19 protein-coding genes are annotated in these 23,467 nt (G+C 63.5%); 9 read left to right on the top strand and 10 right to left on the bottom strand.

Features of this window, described 5'->3' with window-relative positions; genetic code table 11:
• Window positions 1-24: 24 nt before the first annotated feature.
• The 4 genes from ACSYDV_RS08475 to ACSYDV_RS08460 all read left to right on the top strand — a co-directional run bounded on the left by ACSYDV_RS08475 (window position 25) and on the right by ACSYDV_RS08460 (window position 4,320).
• Window positions 25-822 carry a uracil-DNA glycosylase family protein gene (locus tag ACSYDV_RS08475; RefSeq protein ID WP_438323355.1) on the top strand — a complete coding sequence of 266 codons (798 nt, stop codon included), beginning with the start codon at window positions 25-27 and terminating at the stop codon, window positions 820-822.
• A 3-nt stretch (window positions 823-825) separates the two neighbouring features.
• Window positions 826-2,589 (top strand): lytic transglycosylase domain-containing protein, encoded by a 1,764-nt coding sequence (locus tag ACSYDV_RS08470; protein WP_438323354.1) that lies wholly within the window; start codon window positions 826-828, stop codon window positions 2,587-2,589.
• Window positions 2,579-3,106, top strand: coding sequence for a molybdenum cofactor biosynthesis protein B (moaB, locus tag ACSYDV_RS08465; protein ID WP_438323352.1), 528 nt, complete (start codon window positions 2,579-2,581; stop codon window positions 3,104-3,106). Before ACSYDV_RS08470 ends, moaB begins: the two co-directional genes overlap by 11 nt.
• 125 nt (window positions 3,107-3,231) lie before the next feature.
• Window positions 3,232-4,320: a PA0069 family radical SAM protein gene (locus ACSYDV_RS08460; RefSeq protein ID WP_438323351.1), complete on the top strand. Its 1,089-nt coding sequence runs from the start codon at window positions 3,232-3,234 to the stop codon at window positions 4,318-4,320.
• A 148-nt stretch (window positions 4,321-4,468) separates the two neighbouring features.
• Here ACSYDV_RS08460 and ACSYDV_RS08455 read toward each other — a convergent pair whose 3' ends face one another.
• The 10 genes from ACSYDV_RS08455 to tpiA form a co-directional block, all read right to left on the bottom strand.
• Complete coding sequence (locus ACSYDV_RS08455; RefSeq protein WP_438323656.1) at window positions 4,469-6,067, bottom strand: long-chain fatty acid--CoA ligase; 1,599 nt, start codon at window positions 6,065-6,067, stop codon at window positions 4,469-4,471.
• 92 nt (window positions 6,068-6,159) lie between these two features.
• Window positions 6,160-6,567, bottom strand: a complete 408-nt coding sequence (locus ACSYDV_RS08450; RefSeq protein WP_438323350.1) for a GFA family protein — start codon at window positions 6,565-6,567, stop codon at window positions 6,160-6,162.
• 4 nt (window positions 6,568-6,571) lie between these two features.
• The gene (gene dnaE / locus ACSYDV_RS08445) at window positions 6,572-10,060 is read right to left on the bottom strand and encodes a DNA polymerase III subunit alpha (protein WP_438323349.1); all 3,489 of its coding nucleotides are present in this window, start codon (window positions 10,058-10,060) and stop codon (window positions 6,572-6,574) included.
• A gap of 39 nt (window positions 10,061-10,099) precedes the next feature.
• On the bottom strand, window positions 10,100-10,576 hold the full coding sequence (locus ACSYDV_RS08440) for a glutathione peroxidase (RefSeq protein WP_438323348.1): 477 nt from the start codon (window positions 10,574-10,576) through the stop codon (window positions 10,100-10,102).
• Window positions 10,577-10,606: 30 nt separating this feature from the next.
• Window positions 10,607-11,284 (bottom strand): ABC transporter ATP-binding protein, encoded by a 678-nt coding sequence (locus ACSYDV_RS08435; RefSeq protein WP_438323347.1) that lies wholly within the window; start codon window positions 11,282-11,284, stop codon window positions 10,607-10,609.
• Complete coding sequence (locus tag ACSYDV_RS08430; protein ID WP_438323346.1) at window positions 11,277-12,527, bottom strand: lipoprotein-releasing ABC transporter permease subunit; 1,251 nt, start codon at window positions 12,525-12,527, stop codon at window positions 11,277-11,279. The genes ACSYDV_RS08435 and ACSYDV_RS08430 overlap by 8 nt, the downstream gene beginning before the upstream one ends.
• Window positions 12,528-13,637: 1,110 nt before the next feature.
• Window positions 13,638-14,321 (bottom strand): Crp/Fnr family transcriptional regulator, encoded by a 684-nt coding sequence (locus tag ACSYDV_RS08425; RefSeq protein ID WP_438323345.1) that lies wholly within the window; start codon window positions 14,319-14,321, stop codon window positions 13,638-13,640.
• A 27-nt stretch (window positions 14,322-14,348) separates the two neighbouring features.
• Entirely contained in the window at window positions 14,349-15,980 is a 1,632-nt protein-coding gene (gene pyrG, locus ACSYDV_RS08420) for a CTP synthase (protein WP_438323344.1), read from the bottom strand.
• Window positions 15,981-16,095: 115 nt separating this feature from the next.
• On the bottom strand, window positions 16,096-16,524 hold the full coding sequence (secG, locus tag ACSYDV_RS08415) for a preprotein translocase subunit SecG (RefSeq protein ID WP_438323655.1): 429 nt from the start codon (window positions 16,522-16,524) through the stop codon (window positions 16,096-16,098).
• Window positions 16,525-16,670: 146 nt separating this feature from the next.
• Window positions 16,671-17,423, bottom strand: a complete 753-nt coding sequence (tpiA, locus tag ACSYDV_RS08410) for a triose-phosphate isomerase (protein WP_438323343.1) — start codon at window positions 17,421-17,423, stop codon at window positions 16,671-16,673.
• A gap of 177 nt (window positions 17,424-17,600) precedes the next feature.
• Here tpiA and ACSYDV_RS08405 point away from each other — a divergent pair, with 177 nt between their 5' ends.
• Genes ACSYDV_RS08405 through trpC form a run of 5 tightly spaced genes read left to right on the top strand, consistent with a single transcriptional unit; the run spans window position 17,601 to window position 23,447 of the window.
• Window positions 17,601-19,547, top strand: coding sequence for a peptidylprolyl isomerase (locus tag ACSYDV_RS08405; protein WP_438323342.1), 1,947 nt, complete (start codon window positions 17,601-17,603; stop codon window positions 19,545-19,547).
• Window positions 19,548-19,555: 8 nt separating this feature from the next.
• Window positions 19,556-21,073: an anthranilate synthase component I gene (gene trpE, locus ACSYDV_RS08400; protein WP_438323341.1), complete on the top strand. Its 1,518-nt coding sequence runs from the start codon at window positions 19,556-19,558 to the stop codon at window positions 21,071-21,073.
• A gap of 6 nt (window positions 21,074-21,079) precedes the next feature.
• Complete coding sequence (locus ACSYDV_RS08395) at window positions 21,080-21,670, top strand: anthranilate synthase component II (protein ID WP_438323340.1); 591 nt, start codon at window positions 21,080-21,082, stop codon at window positions 21,668-21,670.
• Entirely contained in the window at window positions 21,667-22,665 is a 999-nt protein-coding gene (gene trpD / locus ACSYDV_RS08390; protein ID WP_438323339.1) for an anthranilate phosphoribosyltransferase, read from the top strand. Before ACSYDV_RS08395 ends, trpD begins: the two co-directional genes overlap by 4 nt.
• Window positions 22,662-23,447: an indole-3-glycerol phosphate synthase TrpC gene (gene trpC / locus ACSYDV_RS08385; protein ID WP_438323338.1), complete on the top strand. Its 786-nt coding sequence runs from the start codon at window positions 22,662-22,664 to the stop codon at window positions 23,445-23,447. Before trpD ends, trpC begins: the two co-directional genes overlap by 4 nt.
• Window positions 23,448-23,467 lie beyond the last annotated feature (20 nt).

Here is a 23,467-nt window from a genome sequence, read left to right as displayed (position 1 = left end):
TCAACAGCCTGTTTGAACAAAATCATGGGTGGGCAAAAATCGGCCTTACTGGCGGAAAGCTATTGCGACTGGTGGTCGCTGGCGGGCGTCGATACGCTTGTTGGCGAGACGCCGACGGGTTGGCTGGACCTGCCTGCGGCAAATGACGTTGCGGCCGAGCGGCCGAAACCGACCTCAAGACGCGCGATTGAGGCCGAACCGCCCCCACCCCTTCCCGCCGCGCTGCAACGCCAGGAAGCGGTTGAAGCCCCCGTTGCCAAGGGGCCGGTAGAGATGCCGGCCGAATGGGACGATTTCCAGCGCTGGCTCGCCGAGCACCCCGATGTTCCGGGCAGCCAGTGGGACGCGCGCCGCGTCCTGCCGGTCGGCAAGCCCGAAGCGCCGTTGATGCTGCTCACCGCCTGGCCCGAAATCGACGACCAGCGCGAAACGACGCTCTTTACCGGTGCGGCCGGAACGCTGCTCGACGCGATGCTTCGTGCCGTCGGTACGACCCGCGCCGATTGCTATCTCGCCAGCCTCGCGGTCACGCGCCCCCCCGGCGGGCGCTGCGACGAGGAAGAGACGGCCGACCTCGATCGGTTGTTCTGGCATCATCTGCGTCTGGCGCGGCCCGGCCGCCTGCTGCTGATCGGCAGCGATATTGTCCGCATGGCCGCCGCCATGCCGCTCGCCGATGCGCGCGGAAGGTTACTGAATATTAACCAAGATGGCGGCAAGATGGAGGCAGTGGCAGTCGCGCATCCCGCGATGCTGCTGGCCCGGCCGGCCCAGAAAGCGGCCGCCTGGGATAGCCTTAAACTGCTCAACCAGGGACGTTGACAGATGATGAAAACAACCAGAAATCTTCTTTCGTGCGCCATCGCCGCCGCCGCGATCGCTGCGATGCCCGCGATGGCGGCCGATGTGGGCGACCGCGACCTTATGACCGCACCGCAGACGGTGCCCGACATCCTCTCGTCGAAACAGAAACAGCTTTATACGCAGGTCATCACCGCGATCCGCGGCCAGCGGTGGGCCGATGCCAAGGCGTTGCTGGACGGCGCCGACAATGGCCCGCTGAACGATTTCCTGCGCGCCGAACTGCTGACCGCGGCGAACAGTCCGCGCGCCGAAGTCGCCGACATCATGCCGATCCTATCGCGCTCGCCGCAATTGCCGCAGGCCGAACAACTCGGCCGCCTCGCCGCCAAGCGCGGTGCCACCGAGCTGCCGAGCTTCCCCGCCCAGATACGGCTGGACTGGGCCGGAAGCGCGCCGCGGCGGATAGGGGCGGACTCGGTCAGCGGCGACCCCTTCGCCGCCGGCCTTGCCAGTTCGATTCCCGACCGCATCAAGAATGACGACCCGGCGGGCGCAGAAGCGCTGCTGAACAACGTCATCGACCGTTTGTCGCCCGATTCGCGCGACGAATGGCGGCAGAAGATCGCATGGTCCTATTATATCGAGAATGACGATAATAATGCGCTGCGTCTCGCACTCGCCTGCACCGAGGGGCGCAGCGCCTGGGCGACACAGGGTGCGTGGGTGCAGGGGCTCGCCGCGTGGCGCCTGCATGATTATCGCACCGCGCTCGCGGCCTTCGATCGCGTCGCCAAGGAGGCCCCGGATAGCGAATTGCGCGCCGCCGCCCATTATTGGGCCGCCCGCGCCGCGACTGCCGCCGGGCAGCCCGCATCGGTCCAGCCGCGCCTGCGCGCCGCCGCGGCCAATGAGGAAACCTTCTACGGCCTGCTTGCGGCCGAAATGCTCGGACAGGAAGGCATCAGCCAGCGCGAAAGCGTCCGCGCCGACCGCCGCGCCTGGCGGGCGCTCGAGGATCTGCCGAACGTCCGCGCCGCAATGGGCTTCGCTGAAATCGGCGAGGATAAATATGCCGGCGATCTGCTGCGCCATCAGGCCCGCATCGGCCGGAGCGACCAGCATGCCCAGCTGATCGCCATGGCGGGCGCTCTGAGCCTGCCCGAAACGCAGCTTTATCTCGCGCACAACACCCCGCAGGGCCGCAAACCCGGTGCGCAGACCCGCTATCCGCAGCCGAAATGGGAACCCAATGGCGGGTGGAAAGTCGACCCTGCGCTCGTCTTCGCCCACACGCTTCAGGAATCGCGCTTCCAGCGCACCGTCGTCAGCCCCGCAGGCGCCTTCGGCCTGATGCAGGTCCGTCCGGGCACCGCGCGCGATGTGGCGCGCTGGCGCGGCGACAGCGGCACCGGCGATCTGCGCATTCCCGCAGTAAACATGGATTTCGGGCAGAGCTATCTGCAGTATCTCAGCCGCGAATCCGCAACCGGCGGACTTCTGCCCAAGGTGATCGCAGCGTACAACGCCGGCCCCGCCCCCGTTGCCCGCTGGCAGACCGAAATCCGCGACGGCGGCGACCCGCTGCTCTATATGGAATCGATCCCCTATTGGGAAACGCGCGGCTATGTCGGCATCGTGCTTCGCAATTACTGGATGTACGAAGCGCAGCAGGGCAAGCCGTCAGTCAGCCGCGCTGCGCTGGCGCAGGGCAAATGGCCGCGCTTCCCCGATGGCAAGGAACGGACGCGCCTGTCCTACGCCGGCAGCCTCTCGAATGCCGATTGACCAGAGTCTGACGTTCAAGCCCGTCCGCATCGCCATATTGACGATTTCGGACAGCCGCACCGCAGCCGAGGACAAATCGGGCGACACACTTGAATCGTTGCTGACCGACGCGGGCCATATTCTCGCCGCGCGGGCGATCATCCGCGACGAGGCCGACCTGATCGTTTCGCGGCTCCACAACTGGATCGACGATCCAGAGGTCGATGTCGTGATCACCACAGGCGGCACCGGCCTCACCGGCCGCGACGTGACGCCGGAGGCGCTGCGCCGCCTCGACGGCAAGGATATCCCGGGGTTCGGCGAGTTGTTCCGCTGGCTCAGTTATCAGAGCATCGGCACGTCGACGATCCAGTCGCGCGCCTGCGCCGTGGTCGCCCGCGGCACCTATATCTTCGCCCTCCCCGGCTCTACGGGCGCGGTCAAGGACGCATGGAACGGCATTTTGGCGACCCAGCTCGACAGTCGCCACCGCCCGTGCAATTTCGTCGAACTGATGCCGCGTTTGATGGAGTCGTAAACGTCGCCCCCACGAAGGCGGAGGCCGCTGACAACCTGGAGCAAGGCCGATGGCGACCCCCGCCTTCGCGGGGGCGACGACGTTTTGTTCTTTATTTGTTCTATCCGGTGCGATATTGTCCGCCGGTGGAACCAACCAAGCCCCTGCCCCCGATCACCGGCCGCGGCGCCCCGTCGAACCCGCGCCCGACCCGCACCGGATCGGCCGAACGCGTTGCCGACGGCGACTGGCTCGACGCGGCGGAAGACATCGACGGCACGGCAACCCCGTTGCGCACGACCGTCACCGTCGAGAACCCCAAGACCATTATCTCGCGCAACAAGTCCCCCGACATCAGCTTCGACCGCTCGATTAACCCCTATCGTGGTTGCGAACATGGCTGCATCTATTGCTTTGCGCGCCCGACTCACGCCTTCCATGACCTGTCGCCGGGACTCGATTTCGAAAGCAGGCTCTTCGCCAAACCAGACGCCGCGACGCTACTGCGCACCGAACTCGCCAAACGCGGCTACACCGCCGCCCCGATCGCGATCGGCACCAACACCGACGGTTATCAACCGGTCGAGCGTGAATGGGGCATCACCCGCGCAATAATCGAGGTGCTGGCGGAAACGCGCCATCCGCTGATCGTCACCACCAAGTCCGACCGGATATTGCGCGACATCGACCTGCTCGCCGACATGGCGCGCGACCATCTGGTCGGTGTCGCCATCTCGGTCACCACGCTCGATCCCGCCGTCGCGCGCACGCTCGAACCCCGCGCCCCGCACCCGCGCCGCCGCCTCGCAGCCATCCGCAAGCTGATCGACGCCGGGGTGCCGACGCAGGTCAACATCTCGCCGATTATCCCCGCGATCACCGATCACGAAATTGAGGCGATCATGGCCGCAGCAGCCGAAGCCGGCGCAATCCGCGCTTCCTATATCCTGATGCGCCTGCCGCACGAAGTCGCCCCATTGTTCCGCGCGTGGCTCGCCGCCCACTATCCCGACCGCGCCGACAAGGTCATGCACATGGTGCAGGATATCAGGGGCGGCCGCGACAACGATCCGAATTTCTTTTCGCGGATGAAAGGCCACGGCGTCTGGGCCCAACTGATCCGCATCCGCGTCAAACGCGCGGCAAAGGCGAACGGGATGGACCGCAGCTTTCCACAAATCCGCAACGACCTGTTCAGGCCCCCCGAACGCGACAGACAGATGGAGCTGTTCTGACAGCCCGTCACGGCCTGCCAATAATCGTCATTGCGAGCGAAGCGAAGCAATCTCCAGCTATCAAGCTCCGCTCTGGCCGATAGCTGGAGATTGCTTCGTCGCTACGCTCCTCGCAATGACAATAAACGTCAAATAGCGACGGTTTTTCCTACGCCTCCGCCAACGACTTCAGCTGATAATCCTTATAATCGTCGCGCAACTGGCGCTTCAAAATCTTGCCCGTCGCGGTGTGCGGCAGCGCGTCGACGAACACGACCTCGTCGGGCAGCCACCACTTCGCGACCTTGTCTTGCAGATAGTCGATGATTGCAGCCTCACTCGCCTCGACGCCCGGCTTCTTGACGATCAGCAACACCGGCCGTTCGTCCCATTTGGGGTGATAGACGCCCACTGCTGCGGCTTCCTGTACCCCCGGCGCGCCAACTGCAGCGTTTTCCAGTTCGATCGAGCTGATCCATTCGCCGCCCGACTTGATCACATCCTTTGCGCGATCGGTGATCTGCATGACCCCGTCGGGGTGCAGCACCGCGACGTCGCCGGTGTCGAACCAGCCCTCGGCGTCGGCGGCATCGTCATCGGCGCGGAAATAGCGTTGAATGATCCATGGCCCGCGGCATTGCAGCCGCCCGCTGGTCACGCCATCGCGCGGCAGGACCTGATCTTCGTCGTCGACGATGCGCAGCTCTACGCCAAAGGGCGGACAGCCCTGGCGGCAGACGACATCAACCTGCTCGTCGAAGCTCATCGCATCCCAGTTCCACGGGCGCTTGCCCATCGTCCCGATCGGGCTGGTTTCGGTCATCCCCCACGCATGGCCCACGACGATCCCCGCCTTCATGAAACGCTCGATCATCGCGCGCGGCGCCGCCGACCCGCCGATGATGACGCGCTCCAGCTTGCCATAGCCGATGCCCGTCGCGTCCATATGCGCGAACATCGCGATCCAGACGGTCGGGACGCCCGCGCTGTGGGTGACATCTTCCTGCTGCATCAGGTCGCACAAGACCTGGGCTTCATTGGTAGCGGAGAAAACAATCTTTGCGCCGACTGTCGCAGCGGCAAAGGGAATGCCCCAGCTGTTGGCATGGAACATCGGCACGATCGGCAGAATGACGCTGCGATTTGACATGCCGAACACGTCGGGCTGAATCTCGGTGATCGCATGAATAACGTTCGAGCGATGCTCATACAGCACGCCCTTAGGATTGCCCGTCGTCCCGCTGGTGTAGCAAAGCCCCACGGGATCGCGCTCGTCGAGTTCGACCCACTGAAAGCTGCCGTCCTCGGCATCGATCAGGTCGCGATAAGACAGATATCCTTCCCGCGCCGGGGCGTCGAACAGGACAAAATGCTCGACCGTCGGCAACTGGTCGCGCAGCCGTTCGATAATCGGCAGGAAAGCGGCGTCAAGGAACAGCACCCGGTCTTCGGCATGGTTGACGATATAGACGAGTTGTTCGTCGAACAGTCGCGGGTTCACGGTGTGGAGAATACCGCCCATTCCGGCGCTTCCGTACCAGCTCACCAGATGATGCCCATGGTTCATCGCCAGCGTCGCAACCCGGTCGCCCTTCACCATCCCCAACCGGGTCAGAGCGGCGGCGAAACGGCGCGCGTCATGCCCAACCTCACCCCATGTCGTGCGCGTCTGGCTGCCGTCGGCCCAGCGCGAAACAATCACGCGGTCCTTATGCTCGCGCGCCGCGTGATCGATCAGACTCGTTACGAGCAGCGGCTGGCCTTGCATTCCCGACATTTGGCATCCCTCTTCTGTGTTTCCTTTCGGAATAGGATCGGGACCGTATCAAGTGCAAGACCAAAGAAGGAAAAGGTCCGCTATCAGCCCGGAAGACCGTCCATTCGCGGAATATTGTCCAAATCCGCGTCCCATTCCGCGCGGGCATCGCAGCAGATATGCGCGGTCGGCCGGATGTCGATCGCGGTATCGAGGCTTCCCGCCGGAACGACCAGCAGCGCGCCCTCCATTTGGTGACTCGGTAGCGCCGACCCGCATTCCCTGCAAAAGCTCCTCTGGTGGCGCGTGTCCGGCAGCCGATAGGAGTGAACCCGGTCCTGCCCCGCCAGCCATGTGATGCTCGCCGTCGTCGAGAACAGGTTCGACGCGTGCGCCGATCCGCTATCCTTCCGGCAGCGCGAACAATGACAGAGGAAAAATGCCTCGAATGCCCCCGCAATCTCGAACCGGACCACGCCGCACAAACAGGAACCGGCGATCGTCGCGGACATAGCCTCAGCGAACCCGGAATTCGCGCGGCGTCGACAGCGACAGGCCCACTTCGGTGATACCCGGGACCATTTCGAGCCGGGAGACCGCATCGGGCCCGAGCGCAAAGCCGCGGCCCAGGTCCAGTATGATATCCTCTTCGGTCGCGGGATCACCGGTAACAATGAACACCCGCCCGCGCGCATCATCACGCCGCTCCAGCAACTTTCGCATGTCGTCGATCGCGCCCGGCAATTCGACCCGGCAACGCAGTTCCAACAGCGCGGTCGCAGCAATCTCCGCCAGTGGCTGGGCCCCACGCACAGTCACGCGCGGGGTTTCCTCGCCTTCCAGCAGGTCGAGTTCGACAGCCAGAATTGCGCAGCCGCCATCTTCCGCCAGCATTTCAAGCGTCTTGCTCGCGCCCTCGTCGAAACAGCTCGACTGGAACTGTCCGCTGCGGTCCGACAGCGTCAGGTTCAGGAAACGATTGCCGCGCTGCGAAACGCGCGGCCGCGCGCTTTCGACCATCGCCGCCATCGTCATCGGGATGCGCGTTCCCGGCGTCATTTCGACGTTGCTGCAAATCTCGCCATAGCTGCGCGCGCCGCGCGCCGCGACGATCGCTTCATATTGTTCGACGGGATGCGACGAGAAGTAGAATCCGAACGCATCCTTCTCCCGCGTCATCCGCTCGGCGAGCGTCCACGGCTCGGCAGCGGGCAATTGCAGCACCGGCGCGATATCGACATCGCCGCCGAACAGCCCGCCCTGCCCTGTCGAGCGTTCGCGCGCCGAGGAGTTGGCGCAGGCGAGCAGGCTTTCGGATCCCGCAAAGGCGCGCGGCCGGTCGGGCTCGATCGCATCAAAAGCCCCCGCCGCCGCCAGCGCCTCGATTTGGCGCCGATTGAGCTGTTTGGGGTCGATGCGATTGGCAAAATCGTCGAGGCTTGCAAAATCGCCCTTGGCGTTGCGTTCGGCAACCAGCGCCTCCATCGCCTTCTCGCCAACGCCCTTCAGCGCGCCGAGGGCGAAACGCACCGCAAGCTCGTCGCCCGTCTGCCCGACCGAGAAATCGGCCTCGCTCTCGTTGATTGAGGGCGGTGCGATATCGATCCCCAGCCGCCGCATATCGTCGATGAAGATCGAAAGCTTGTCGGTCTGATGGCTGTCGAACGACATCGATGCCGCGAAAAACTCGTGCGGATAATGCGCCTTCAGCCACGCCGTCTGGTAGGACAGCAGGGCATAGGCCGCCGCATGGCTCTTGTTGAAGCCATAGCCTGCGAATTTGTCGATCAAGTCGAACAGTTCGTTCGCGGCCTTGGGCGCAATCTGGTTATGCTCGCCGCAGCCCTGCACAAAAGTTTCACGCTGCGCGTCCATCTCGGCCTGGACCTTCTTGCCCATCGCGCGGCGCAGCAGATCGGCGCCGCCAAGGCTGTAACCGGCGAGAATCTGCGCCGCCTGCATCACCTGTTCCTGATAGACGAAAATGCCGTAGGTTTCGGCAAGAATGCCTTCGAGCAACGGATGCGGATAGGCGATAACCTCGCGGCCATTCTTGCGCGCACCGAACAGCGGGATATTGTCCATCGGCCCCGGCCGATAAAGTGCGACCAGCGCGATAATATCGCCGAAATTGGTCGGTTTCACCGCCGACAGCGTGCGCCGCATCCCTTCGGATTCCAGCTGGAACACCCCGACGGTCTCCCCGCGCTGGAGCAGCTCGTAAACCCCCACATCGTCCCACGCGAGGGTATCGAGATCGACATCAATCCCGCGCAGCGCGAGCAGGCGGCGCGTCTCCCGCAGCACCGACAGTGTCTTGAGACCCAGAAAGTCGAATTTCACCAGCCCCGCGCTCTCGACATATTTCATGTCGAACTGGGTCACCGGCATGTCCGAGCGCGGGTCGCGATAGAGCGGGACAAGCTGGTCCAGCGGACGGTCGCCGATCACCACGCCCGCGGCGTGGGTCGAGCTGTGACGCGGCAGACCCTCAAGCTGCTTCGCCATGTCGAACAGGCGGCGCACCCCGTCGTCCTGCTTATATTCGCTCATCAACTCGGCGACGCCGTTCAGCGCGCGATCGAGCGTCCACGGATCGGTCGGATGGTTCGGCACCAGCTTCGCCAGCCGGTCGACCTGGCCATAGCTCATCTGGAGCACGCGTCCGGTGTCCTTCAGAACCGCGCGCGCCTTCAGCTTACCGAAGGTGATGATCTGCGCAACGGTGTCGCGGCCATATTTCTCCTGCACATAGCGGATCACTTCGCCGCGCCGCGTTTCGCAGAAGTCGATATCGAAGTCGGGCATCGACACGCGTTCGGGGTTGAGGAAGCGTTCGAACAGCAGGCCGAGCTTGAGCGGATCGAGATCGGTGATCGTCAGCGCCCATGCCACGACGCTGCCCGCACCCGAACCACGCCCCGGACCCACCGGGATATCGTGCATCTTCGCCCATTTGATGAAGTCGGCAACGATCAGGAAGTAACCGGGAAAGCCCATCTGAACGATCACGCCGACCTCGAAATCGAGCCGCTCGATGTAAGCCTGCCGGTCGTCCTCACTCAGATCGTCATAATGCGCGAGCCGCGCCTCCAGCCCCGCGCGCGCGTCCTGCGCCAGCTGCATCGCCTCGCCCTCGCGGTCACCGGCAAGGCTGGGCAGGATCGGCGCGCGCTTCGGCGCCATGAAGGCGCAGCGCTGCGCGACGACCAGCGTATTCCGCATCGCCTCGGGGAGGTCCGAAAACGCATCCTCCATCGCCTCGGCGGGCTTCAGCCAGGCTTCGGGACTGCTGACGCGCCGGTCCTCGCTCTCGACATAGGCCGATTGCGCAATGCACAGCATCGCGTCATGCGCCGCGTGGAATTGGGGTTCGACGAAACTTGCGGGATTGGTCGCGACGATCGGCAGAGCACGCGCATAAGCCAGGTCGATCAGCGCTTTTTCTGCGGCCATTTCCGCCGCGTCACCGCGGCGCGACAATTCGATATAGAGCCGCCCGGAAAACAGCGCCTCCAATTGCTCGACATAGTCATTGGCCGCGGTCGCCTGTTCCCCAGCGAGAAGCCGGGCCAGCGCGCCCTCGCCGCCGCCGGTCAGGCAGATCAGGCCATCGGTCTTGCCGGCAAGGTCGGACAATGTGACATGCGGATCCTGCTCGACCGGCCGGCCAAGATGCGCCGCCGACACCAGCGCGCACAAATTATTATAGCCGTCCTCATCCTGCGCATAGAGCGCCAGCCAGTCGATCAGCGGTGCGCCGCTCGCCAGTCGCTGCCCGGGCCGCGCAACGCTGAGCAGCGTGCCGACGATCGGCTGGATTCCCGCCGCCTTGCACGCATCGCCAAAGGCCATCGCACCATAAAGCCCGTTACGATCGCAGACCGCGATCGCCGGAAACCCCCGATCGCGTGCTGCTTTCGCAACCGCTTTCGGTTCGATCGCCCCCTCCAGCATGGTGAAACTGGAGAAGACGCGAAGGGGGACAAAGGGGCTGTAGGCCATCAGATGACGCTACAGTGACAGCGGTGATTCTGCCAAGGGTTAACCCAGCAGCTCCTCAATCTCTTTGCGCAATTGCTCGGGCTTGGTCGTCGGTGCATGGCGCGACACGGTCTTGCCATCGCGATCGACCAGAAATTTGGTGAAATTCCACTTGATTCCACTGCCGAGCAGTCCGGTCTTTTCGCTCTTCAGATGTTTGAAAATCGGATCGGCATCGCTGCCGTTGACGTCGATCTTCGCCATCACCGGAAAGCTGACGTCATAGGTCAGCGAACAGAAATTCGCGATTTCAGCAGCATCGCCCGGCTCCTGCGCGCCGAACTGGTTGCACGGGAAAGCCAATATCTCCAGCCCGCGATCCTTATAGTCGCGGTACAATTCCTCCAGCCCTTCATATTGCGGGGTGAAGCCGCATTTCGACGCGGTGTTGACGATCAGCAGCACCTTGCCGCGATAATCTGCCATCGATAGCCGGCCTCCGCCGGGTAGCGGTGCCGAAAGATCGTAAAGCGCCATAAATTCCCCCTTCCGCTGTTTGGGCGCAGCCTACGCCGCGATATGCCCGTCGTGCAAGCGCAGCACACGGTCCATCCGCGCCGCAAGCCGTTCGTTATGGGTCGCGACCAGCGCCGCCGAGCCATGATCGCGCACCAGTTTGACGAACTGGTCGAAAACACGGTCGGCGGTCGCCTCATCGAGATTGCCTGTCGGCTCGTCGGCGAGGACGAGCAAAGGCCGGTTCGCCAGTGCGCGCGCGACTGCGACACGTTGCTGCTCGCCGCCCGACAGCTTGCTCGGCTTGTGATGCAGGCGCTCGCCCAGTCCCAGCCGCCCGAGCAAGTCGGCGGCGCGTTCCTCGGCATCGGCCTGCCCGGCGCCGCGGATGAGCTGCGGCAGCACGACATTCTCAATCGCGTTGAAATCGGGCAGAAGATGATGAAATTGATAGACGAAGCCGATCTTCTCACGCCGGGTCTTCGTCCGCTCACCCTGATCATATTGCGTGACGTCGTGGCCGTCGATCATGATCCTACCCTGAAACCCGCCTTCGAGCAGGCCCACGGCTTGCAGCATCGTCGACTTGCCCGAGCCCGAAGGGCCGAGCAGCGCAACAATCTCACCGCGCTTCAGATGGGCATCTACCCCGCGCAGCACGTCAATCGTGACGTCGCCCTGCGTAAAGCTGCGCTTCAGCGCACGAAGCTCGAGAATATTGTCACTCATAACGCAGCACCTGCACCGGATCGGTATTCGCCGCTTTCAGCGCCGGGTAAAGCGTCGCGAGGAAACTGAAAACGACCGCCATCACCGCAATTCCGGTAATTTCGAACGGATCGGGCTTCGACGGCAGTTCGGTGAGGAAACGGATCGAGGGATCCCACAGCGGCTGCCCGGTCAGAAACTCGACCCCGCGCAGCACGCCTTGCCGGAAATAGAGCAGGCCAAAACCGAAGATCATCCCCATGATCGTGCCCGCAATACCGATCGACAGGCCAATCGCCATGAAGATGCGCATCACCGAATCGCGCGGGGCGCCCATCGTGCGCAGGATCGCCATGTCGCGCGTCTTCGCGCGCACCAGCATGATCAGCGACGACACGATGTTGAACGCCGCGACCAGTACGATCAGCGAAAGGATGACGAACATCGCAACGCGCTCGATCGACAGCGCCTCGAACAGGCTGGAGTTCATCGATCGCCAGTCCGAAATCACCGCTTGCGCCGCCACTTTTTCGGCCAGCGGCTTCAATATTTCGCCCACCTTGTCGGGATCGGTCACCTTGACCTCGATCATCCCGATCTGATCGCCGGTGAGGAGGAGCAATTGCGCATCCTCCATCGGCATCACGACATAGGCCTTGTCGAAATCATAGACGCCGATCTCGAAAACCGCCGATACGCGATAACTGATCTCGCGCGGCACCGTCCCGAACGGGGTCGATCGTCCCGCGGGATTGATGATCGTGATGTTCGACCCGACGCTGGCACCAATATTGCGGGCCAGTTCGGTCCCGATCGCGACATTGCCCGAATGGGCGGTCAGCGTATCGAGGCTGCCCTGCAGCACCTTGCCGCCCAGCGTTTCATTCTTGCGAATATCCGCCACGGTCATCCCGCGCACCAAAATCCCCTCGACCCGGCCATTGAAGGTCGTGAGCAACGGCTGTTCGATCAGCGGGGTCGCCGACACCACATCGGGGGTCGCCTTTGCCTGCTTGAGCACATCCTGCCAGTCGTCAAGCCGGCCGCCGAAGCCCTGAACCACCGCATGGCCGTTCAGCCCGACGATCTTGTCGAACAGGTCGGCGCGAACGCCGTTCATCACGCTCATCACGATCACCAGCGCCGCGACGCCCAGCGTCACGGCGATAAAGCTGAACGCCGCTGCGACGAAGATGAAACCTTCGCCGCGCTGCGGGAGCATATAGCGTTTGAAGATGGTGCGCTCATAGGGACGCAGGATCATGGAGCGGGCGGCCTTTGGGGCGCGATGCGCATTGCGGTCATGTCGCTGCTTTAGGGAGACAGGACGGGGCTGGCAATGGGGCGGCCCGCGAAGCATTTTGCGAACGATTCGCAAAATCTGTTGCCCGATGGCCACAGCACCCGGCAAAAGCATGACCCGACGCTTGCGGAAGGGTGACAAACCCCCATCGGCGTCCTAGCCCATCTGCTTCTGGATCACGCGGCGAAAGGCCCGGTTCTGGGGAGTGCATGGTCATTCGCCTGACCTGCGCAAAAGGGGGATGGCGAAGTTCGTCACAGGCGCCCGGGTCTCGCAAGAGGCCCGGGCGTTGTGATTCCGGGGCCGGCAGTCGGAAGATGTCGGCTTTGGGGTGGGAAGCGGACTCTCAAGCTTTTACGTAATTGTCGCGTCAGCAATCTCTGGCCGGATCAACAATTATCGGTCTGAGGTTCGTCTCTGACATTTATGCTATGGAGATAAAGGCCGAAATTATATCCGTCGCTAGATCTGTAACCTTTAATACAGGAGAAACGACATAAGAGATTCGGTTCAAAATTAGCATTGCCCAAGTGAATAAAACGACTTTGTTGGCATTGTTTCTTTATTGGATCGCAAGATTGTCCTTCGCTTGCTGGTTCATCCGCTGCCATTCGATCAATAGTGCCTTTAGGTATGCGGCACGCTCTTTCAACTTCTTCTATGGCCGCCAGCCGCTTTGCGCGCGTGTCTGCCGCATTGCATGCGTTCAACGCTGCGACGGCTGCGATGAGCAATAGCGCCTTGTGCATCATATTAAGGTAATGGAGTTGGCACGTGTCCGCAATCGGTCGATTCCAGCCCTGCGTCATCCCGGGCTTGACCCGGGCCCCGCCTTCCTACTTTCCAGCGGCGAAAAATAAGGCAGGCCCCGGGTCAAGCCCAGGGTGACGGAAATTAGGCGTCAACAATCGGTCGGTGAGCTGCCATTTCCATTTCGTCACCCCGGCCCCTTTGACATGCTCAGGACAGCCTTGATCCGGGGTCCATGACTTCGATGCTGCTGTGGATCCCGGATCAAGTCCGGGATGACGAGTCAGGCGAGGTCGACTTTTGGCCGCTAACGGCCAGCCATCACCCCTCGGATTCGCTGATATCCTCAAGCATATCCGTATCGAGAACGCGCACGCGCCCCTGCTCGAGCGAGATAACCCCCGACTCTTCCCAGCTCCTGAGCTGGCGATTGATATGCTCGCGGCTCATGCCCGCGAAATTGCCCAGTTCGGTCTGCGACAATTCGACGCGGTGCGTTGCTTCGACGTCCTGCCGGATCAGCCGCTTCAAATAGCGCGCAAGACGCGGGCCCGAGGCATAGGCGCGGTCGCTTTCGATCGTCTGGTCGGCGGTGCGAAGCCGCCGGGCAAGCTGCTGCATCAGCGACCAGGCGAAATCGGGATGACTCGCGGCGAAATCGCGCAGCGCATTACGACCAAGCTGAAGCGCCGCACCCGCGCCGGTCGCGATGACCGAAGCGGTGCGCTCGCCGCCGTCGAGCAGCGCAATCTCGCCCAGCACGGCGCCGGGTTCGGCATAGGCCAGCACAATTTCGCGCCCATGGGGGCTCAGCATCGATACCCGCGCGCTGCCCTCGGTCAGGATCAGCAGGCTGTCGCCGGCATCACCCTGACTGAGCAATTCCTTGCCCTTCGTGAAATTGACCTGCACGGCGCGACCCGCAAGGTCCGCCCAGTCCTGAAGGCTAAGGCCGGAAAAAATGCTGTCGGGGCCCTGCAATGCGGCGAGTTTCGCGTGATCCATGACCCTGTGCTTCCCTGTCACCCCGCCTCAGACGAGGCGGCTCTGCTTCACCGCCGCTTCGATGAACCCCGCAAACAAAGGATGCGGATCGAAGGGTTTGGACTTGAGTTCCGGATGGAACTGCACCCCGATAAACCACGGATGGTCGGGCCGCTCAACGATTTCCGGCAGCATGCCATCGGGCGACATGCCCGAAAATACCAACCCGCCCTTTTCGAGGCTCTCGCGATAGGCGCCGTTCACTTCGTAACGATGACGATGGCGCTCGCTGATGTCGTTCGCGCCATAAACGCTTGCGACATGGCTATTCGGCGACAGCTTGGCCTCATAAGCCCCCAGCCGCATCGTTCCGCCCAGATCGGTGTTGGCGCCGCGCTTTTGCAGGCCTTCGGCGCTCATCCATTCGGTGATCAGGCCGACGATCGGCTCGTCGGTCTGACCGAATTCGGTACTCGACGCCTTTTCGATCCCGCTCGTGTTCCGCGCGCCCTCGATGCACGCCATCTGCATGCCGAGGCAGATGCCGAAGAAAGGCACGCCGCGTTCGCGCGCAAAGCGCACGCTGGCGATCTTGCCTTCCGATCCGCGCTCACCGAACCCGCCGGGCACGAGAATGCCGTGCATCGGCTCAAGATTTGCGGCCAGTTCCTCTTCCTGCTCGAAGATTTCCGCGTCGAGCCAGCGGATATTGACCTTCACCCGGTGCGCCAGCCCGCCATGGACCAGCGCCTCGTTCAGCGACTTATACGCATCGGGCAGCGAGACATATTTGCCGACGACGCCGATCGTCACCTCACCCTCGGGGTGCTGTTTGCGATCCATGATGTCGTACCAGCGCGTCAGGTCGGGATCGGGCGCGTCATGGATGCCGAAATGCCGCAGCACTTCGGTATCGAGACCTTCGCCATGATATTGGACCGGCACCGAATAAATACTGTCCGCGTCGAGTGCGGGGATGACCGCTTCCTTGCGGACGTTGCAGAATTGCGCGATTTTCGCGCGCTCGCTGTCGGGGAGCGGCTTTTCGCAGCGGCACAGCAAAATTTCGGGCTGCACGCCCAGCGACGCCAGTTCGCGCACGCTATGCTGGGTCGGCTTGGTCTTCAGTTCGCCGGCGGCCGCAATATAGGGCACCAGCGTCACATGGACCGAAAGCGTCTTGTCGCGGCCTTCTTCGTTCCGGAGCTGGCGGATCGCTTCGATGAACGGCAGCGATTCGATATCGCCGACGGTTCCGCCGATCTCGCACAGCACGAAATCCAGATCGTCGATATCGGCGCGCGCAAAAGCCTTGATCGCATCGGTGACGTGCGGAACGACTTGCACCGTCGCGCCCAGATAATCGCCGCGGCGCTCCTTGGTGATGATCTGCTGATAAATGCGGCCCGAAGTGACATTGTCGCTCTGCCGCGCCGCAACCCCGGTAAAGCGTTCATAATGGCCGAGATCGAGGTCGGTTTCGGCCCCGTCGTCGGTCACATAGACCTCGCCATGCTGATAGGGCGACATCGTGCCCGGATCGACGTTCAGATAGGGATCGAACTTCCGGATGCGAACGCGATAACCCCGCGCTTGCAACAGAGCCGCGAGGCTAGCCGCCATCAAACCTTTGCCAAGGGAGGAGACCACGCCGCCGGTGATAAAAATGAACCGCGCCATGGGAGGAAAGACTTACTCAACAGGAGGGGGACGGCGCAAGCCGTCGAATCGCTTGCGGCGGAAATAAATTCCGCCGCCTTGCGGGTGAAGTCGGGTGGCCGAAGCCGCCACCGGATTATTTCTTGGCCGGTGCGTCCGTTTGCGTCGCCGGGGCCGGAGCCTCAGGCGTCGCAGCCGCCGCAGCAGCGGCCGCCAGCGGATCATCGCTCGCCGGGGCGGCAGGCTGTGCAGGCCCCGTCAGCGACGACGGCCCCGTTGCGGCCCCGCCGCTCTGCTGCTGAGCGGTTTTCGACAGGGTGGTGTCGATGTTCGATCCGCCACGGCCGACCGAGGCCATCGCCGCGAGAAGGATCGAAAGGCCGACGAACAGCGTCGCCAGGATCGTCGTTGCCCGGGTCATGAAATCGGCCGCGCCACGCGCCGAAAGCAGGCCAGCCGGACTGCCTCCGACTCCCAGACCGCCACCTTCCGACTTTTGCATCAGAATGACGCCAATCATCGCGGCCGCAACAAGAGCCTGAACGACAAGCACAAAGGTGAACAGATTGGACATCGAAATTTCCCGAACTTGCACGGTCTCACATGGACCATGCCCGCCGCGCACATAGAGACGAAGGCGCTTCGCTTCAACCCATTGCTCTCGCGACGCTCCACGTCGCCCCCGCAAAGGCGGGAGCGACGATCATATGATCAACCCAAAGCCGCCGCAGCCGCCACAATCGGCACAAACTTCCCAGCCGTCAGGCTCGCACCGCCGACCAGCGCGCCATCGACATCGCCGGCGTCCAGCAGTTCGGCGGCGTTCTCGCCATTGACCGAACCGCCATAAAGGATGCGCATAGCCCCTGCGGCCGCTGAGCCGACCTGTTCGGTCAGCTTGTCACGGATCGCACCATGCATCGCCGCGACGTCATCGATGGTCGGAACAAGCCCGGTACCGATCGCCCAAATCGGCTCATAGGCGATCGCCAGTCGAGCCGCATCAAACTCGCCGGGCAAAGATCCCGCGACCTGCGCCAGTACATAATTAATTGCATCGCCCGATTCGCGAACGCCTCGCGGCTCGCCGACGCACAAGATCACCGACAGGCCGGCACCCAGCGCTGCCACGGCCTTCGCCTGCACGTCGCTGTCGCTTTCGCCGAAACCTTCGCGCCGCTCGCTATGCCCGACGATCACCAGCGTCGCGCCGGCATCGGCCAGCATCGGGGCCGCAACCGAACCGGTGAAGGCGCCGGAGGTGGCGCTGTGGCAATCCTGCCCACCAACCGCTGCACCCGGCGCGGCTGCCGCCATTGCGCCAATCAAGGTGAAGGGGGGGCATAGCGCAACATCGACCGCGCCATGCTGTTTTGCCCCGGCAAAAATAGCCCGCGCTTCGCCGATCGCGTCCGACAGGCCGTTCATCTTCCAGTTGCCGACCACATATTTGCGCCGTGCCATTGTCCTGCTTCTCCTGTTCGCGATATCGATGGACGCTGCCCTAGCGGCGCGCGGGGCGAAGTGGCAAGCCGGGTGCGCGTTCCTGCCATCACGATACTTCCATTTCGCCGGGACAGACTCTAAAGCATCGCGCAACCGCGCTTTGACGAGCGCCTTCGCCGAAAGAATATTCGTTCCATGATCACCGCCCTTCGCCGCCTCTTCGGATCCACGATCGGTAAGGTCGTTGCTCTCGGCTTCGTTGTTCTCGTGGGCCTCGCCTTCGCGCTCGGCGACGTCACCGGCAACGCCAATTTTGGCGGCATCGGCGGGGCCAATGCCGCCAAGGTCGGCAACACCGATATCGGAGTTGGCGAACTGCGCGAGCGCGTGAAGCAGGCCTATGACCAGGCGCGGCAGCAACAACCCACCTTGACGATGGCGGCGTTCGTCGAATCGGGCGGGCTCGATCAGGTCCTGAATCAGCTGATCGAGGGCGCAGCCTTCGAGCAGTTTGCTACCGACCTTGGCTTTGGCGTCAGCAAGCGACTGATCGACGGCCGCATCGCCGACCTGCCCGTCTTTGCCGGCGTCTCGGGGAAATTCGACCAGACGCGCTTCGAAACCTTCCTGCGCGACAATGGCATGAGCGAGGCACAGCTTCGCCGCGACATTCGCCAGCAATTGCTGGCCGAACAGCTCGGCAATCCCGTCGGCACGATGCCCGCGATCGCATCTGCAATGGCGCAGCCCTATGCAGCATTGCTGATGGAGCAGCGTCGCGGTCAGGCGACTTTCATTCCCGCCAGCAGCTTTGCCCCCGCCACCGATCCCGGCGATGCAGCATTGAAGAAATATCTGTCCGGACATGCGGCAAAATTCACCGTGCCCGAACGCCGCGTGATCCAATATGCCCAGTTCGACCGCGCCTCGGTGCCCGTCCCCGCCGTGACCGACGCCGAAATCGCCAAGGTCTACAAGGATAATGCCCCGCAGTTCGCGGCCAGCGAAACGCGCCGCTTTGCGCAGGTCATCGCTCCCGATCAGGCGACTGCCAACGCGATCGCGACCAAAGTCCGCGCTGGCACGCCGCTCGCCGCAGCCGCGCAGGCCGCGGGCCTGTCGGCCGCGACCACGGGTGACCTCACGCAATCATCCTATGCCGCAACCACCAGCGCCGCCGTCGCCAAAGCCGCCTTTGCCGCCAAGAGCGGTGACGTGCTCGGACCGACGCAGACCGGTCTCGGCTGGGCGATCGCGCGGGTCGAGAATGTGACTCCCAAGCCCGCGCGCAGCCTTGCCGATGCCAGCGAAGAAATCCGTACCGAGCTCGCCAAGAACAAAGCGAATGAGGCGATCGTCGATTATTATAACGCGCTTCAGGATGCCGTGAACGGTGGCGCCTCGATCCAGGAGGTCGCGGCCGACCGCAAGCTCGCGCTCGCCGAAACGCCCGCATTGCTGGCCGATGGCCGCGCGCCGGGTCAGCCGGGCTTTGCCCTGCCCCCCGAACTCGCCCCGATGATCGCACAGGCATTCCAGTCCGATGGCGAAGGCGACAGCCATCTTGCGACGCTCGTCGATAATGAAAAATTCGCCGTCTATGCGGTCAAGACGATCGTCGCGGCAGCGCCGCCGCCCTTCGCACAGATTCGCGCGGACCTGCTCGCCGACTGGCGCTTTGCCGAAGGGCAGAAGGTCGCCCGCGACAAGGCACGCGCGATCGTGAAGAGCGTTGAAGGCGGCAAGAGCCTTGCCGATGCCGTCACGGTCGCGGGCCCCAATATCGGCGGCGTCCAGTCGATCGGCGGCACCCGTGCCGAGCTTGGCCAAAATGGTCAGCCCGTCCCGCCCGAACTCGCGCTTCTCTTCTCCATGGCGCAGGGCAGCGTGAAGACGCTGGAAATCCCCGGCAATCGCGGCTGGATGGTGATTGCACTCGACGAAGTGCGGCGCCCCGATCCGAAGAGCATCGAGCCGGCCCGCGTTGCCGCAATCGGTCGTCCGCTCGCGTCGGCATTTGGTAATGAGCTGGTCGAGCAACTTGTCGGAGAGGCAAAGCGCCGCGCGAATGTGAAGATCAACAAGGATCTGGTCGAACAGCTGCGCCGCGAACTCACCGGCACCGCGCAAGCCGCCGAATAGACCCGCTCGTGACACTGGAGGGTAGAGCTGCAGCGCTCGGGGCGCTGGCGCAGGGGCGCGGCGCGGTCGTGTGGCAGCGCCTGATCGCCGACATTGAAACCCCGGTTTCGGCGGCGCTCAAGCTGATAGAACCGGGCCGCGGCGACTGGGTACTCGAATCGGTCGAAAGCGGCGAAACGCGCGGACGTTACAGCCTGATCGGACTCGACCCCGATTTGATGTTCGAAGTCACCGGCGACGCCGCGCGGATCAACCGCGACTGGCGCCGCGACCGCGAGGCGTTCGAGCCCATGGCGGTTCCGGCGCTGCAGGCGCTGCGCGATCTCGTCGCCGAATGCCGGTTCGACGTGCCCGAGGGTCTGCCCAAGGCGCTCGCGACGCTCGTCGGCTTCTTCGCCTATGAAACCATCGGCCTTGTCGAGCGCATCCCGCGCGCGCCGGGTACCGGTCTTGGCCTGCCCGACATGGTCTTCGTCCGACCGACGACGATCCTCGTTTTCGACCGCCTCGCGGACGAACTCTTTCTGATCGCGCCGATCTGGCCCGACGCCAATGCACCGATCGACCGGATGATCGACACAGCGCAAGACCGGCTCGAGGATATCGCCGCGCGGCTATCGCGCGTCAGCGCCCACGCCGAACGCGCAACGACCGACGCGCTGCCCGCCGATATCACCGCCAACCCCGCAACAACCCCCGAACGCTTTGCCGAGATGGTCGGGACAGCAAAGGAATATATCGCTGCCGGTGATATCTTTCAGGTCGTGCTGTCGCAGCGTTTCTCGACCCCCTTCGACCTGCCGCCGTTCGATCTCTATCGCGCACTGCGCCGCATCAATCCCTCGCCCTTCCTCTATTTCCTCGACCTGCCGGGCTTCGCGCTCATCGGCTCGTCACCCGAAATATTGGTCCGCGTGCGCGACGGCGAAATCACCATCCGCCCGATCGCCGGAACCCGCCCGCGCGGAAAGACCAGCGCAGAGGATGTCCAGAACCGCGAATCGCTGCTCGCCGATCCCAAGGAACGCGCCGAGCATCTGATGCTGCTCGACCTCGGCCGCAACGACGTCGGGCGCGCTGCGACGGGCGGAACAGTCGCTGTGACCGACAGCTACACGGTCGAATTTTACAGTCATGTCATGCACATCGTGTCGAACGTCATCGGCCGCATCGCCCCCGACAAGGACGCGATCGACGCGCTGTTCGCGGGCTTCCCGGCAGGCACGGTCAGCGGCGCGCCCAAGGTTCGCGCGTGCCAGATCATCGCCGAACTGGAGGCTGACGCACGCGGCGCTTACGCTGGCGGCGTCGGCTATTTCGCCCCCGACGGCAATATGGACAGCTGCATCGTACTGCGCACCGCGATCGTCAAGGACGGCGAAATGCACGTCCAGGCGGGTGCCGGGATCGTCGCCGACAGCGAAGCCGCCTACGAACAGCGCGAGTGCGAAGCCAAGGCCGGCGCCCTCTTCGCCGCCGCACGCGAAGCGGTGCGACTTGCCGTCACCCCCGGTTATGGGCAGTAGGACGCCATGATCCTCGTCATCGACAATTACGACAGCTTCACCTTCAACCTCGTTCATTATCTGATCGAACTGGGCGCCGAGGTGCGCGTCGAGCGTAACGACGCACTGACTGCGGCCGAAGCGCTCGCGACAGGCGCCGACGCAATGCTGATCTCGCCCGGTCCGTGCACCCCGAACGAGGCCGGAATCAGCCTTGATCTCGTCGCCGCCTGCGCCGAAACCCAGCGCCCCTTGCTCGGCGTATGCCTCGGCCATCAGGCCATCGGCCAGCACTTCGGCGGCACCGTCCAGCGCGGCCATTTGATGCATGGGAAGACATCACCCGTCTGTCATGACGGCACCGGGCTCTTCACAGACCTGCCCTCGCCGCTCACCGCCACCCGCTATCACAGCCTCGAGGTCGTCGATATTCCGGCCAGCCTAGCGATCAACGCGACCAGCGACGACGGTGCGGTGATGGGTTTCCGCCACGTCGAACTGCCGATCCACAGTGTGCAATTCCATCCCGAAAGCATCGCCACCGAACATGGTCATGCGATGCTCGCCAATTTCATGCGGCTGGCAGGATTGCCCGTAAGCGCCCGGAAAGCGGCATGAGCCGTTTCGGCCCCTTTCCCGATCCGTCGCACCTGCTTACCGATGACGAGGCCACGTCGGCCTTCGCGACGATGCTCGACGGCGGCGCAAGCGACGAACATATCGCCGAATTTTTGAGCGCGCTGTCGGATCGCGGCGAAACAATGATCGAAATCGCCGCTGCGGCGCAGGCGATGCGCGACCGGCTGATCCCCATCGAGGCACCCGAAGGCGCTATCGACGTGTGCGGCACCGGCGGCGATGGCCATCATACGCTCAACGTGTCCACCGCGGTCGCGATCGTCGTTGCAGCATGTGAAGTTCCAGTCGCAAAGCACGGTAACCGTGCGGCTTCTTCCAAATCCGGCGCTGCCGATACGCTCGAAGTCCTCGGCCTCGACATGGAGCGCGCCTCGCTCCTCGCCGAGGCCCAACTCGCCGACCTCGGCATCTGCTTCCTCTTCGCCGCGCATCATCATCCCGCGATGAAGCGCATCATGCCGATCCGCAAGGCGCTCGGCCGCCGCACCATCTTCAACCTGATGGGCCCCCTCGCCAATCCGGCACGCGTCACCCGCCAGCTGATCGGCATCGCACGCCCCACCTATGTTCCCGTCTACGCCGAGGCGCTGCACCGGCTGGGAACAGAGCATTCGCGCGTCATTTCGGGCGACGAGGGCATCGACGAACTTTCGCTCGCAGGCGGAAACGAGGTTGCGGTCATCACCCCCGACGGTGTGCGGATGCAGCGCAGCCACGCCGCGGACGCTGGCCTCCCCACCCGCGCGATCTCCGAGATTCGCGGGGGCGACGCGGCCTTTAACGCCAAGGCGCTCCGCGCTTTGCTTCAAGGCGAGCCGGGGGCTTATCGCGACGCCGTGCTCTATAACGCCGCCGAGGCGCTCGTCGTCGCAGGCACCGTCGACAATCTGATCGACGGGGTCGAAGAGGCCGCCGAAGCCATCGACAAGGGCCTTGCCAACGCACTGCTCAATTGCTGGATCTCCTATAAATGAACAAGTTGACGCAGATTCTTGTCACCAAGGCTGAAGAAGTTGCGGAACGCCGCGCGTTGCGCTCGCTTGGCGACCTTGATGCCGTCGAAGCCAGCCCGGTGCGCGGCTTCGCCGCCGCCTTGCAGGCGAAGATCGACGCTGGCGGCTTCGCGCTGATCGCGGAAATCAAAAAAGCTTCGCCATCCAAGGGTTTGATAAGAGAAGATTTCAACCCCGCCGATCATGCCCGCGCCTATGCTGCGGGCGGCGCCGCCTGCCTGTCGGTGCTTACCGATGCGCCATGGTTTCAGGGGCATGAGGATTATCTGATCGCCGCGCGCGCCGCATGCGACCTCCCTGTGCTGCGCAAGGATTTCATGGTCGATCCCTGGCAGGTCGCCGAAGCCCGCGCGATCGGCGCCGACGCGATCCTCATCATCGTCGCCGCGCTCGAAGACGCCATGATGCGCGACATCGAGGCCGCCGCAGTCGAACGCGGGATGGACGTGCTGGTCGAAGTGCATGACGAGGCCGAACTCGATCGTGCGCTGTCACAGCTCAACTCGCGTCTGATCGGCGTCAACAACCGCGACCTGCGTAGCTTCGAAACCGATCTCGGCGTCACCGAACGCCTCGCAAAGCTCGTCCCCCCCGGTACTTTGCTCGTCGGCGAAAGCGGCATCGCAAATCATGCCGATTGCCAGCGCCTTGCGCAAAGCGGCGTCAAAACCTTTCTCGTCGGCGAAAGCCTGATGCGGCAGGATGACGTCACGGCGGCAACAAAGGCGCTGCTCGAGGGCTAGCGCGGAGTGCTTTGCGAAGC

Origin of the sequence: Sphingopyxis selenitireducens, assembly GCF_051550705.1 — a bacterium.
Taxonomy (GTDB): Bacteria; Pseudomonadota; Alphaproteobacteria; order Sphingomonadales; family Sphingomonadaceae; genus Sphingopyxis.
The sequence above is the reverse complement of the archived record's forward strand: the minus strand, read 5'-3'. Positions and strand labels throughout refer to the sequence as shown.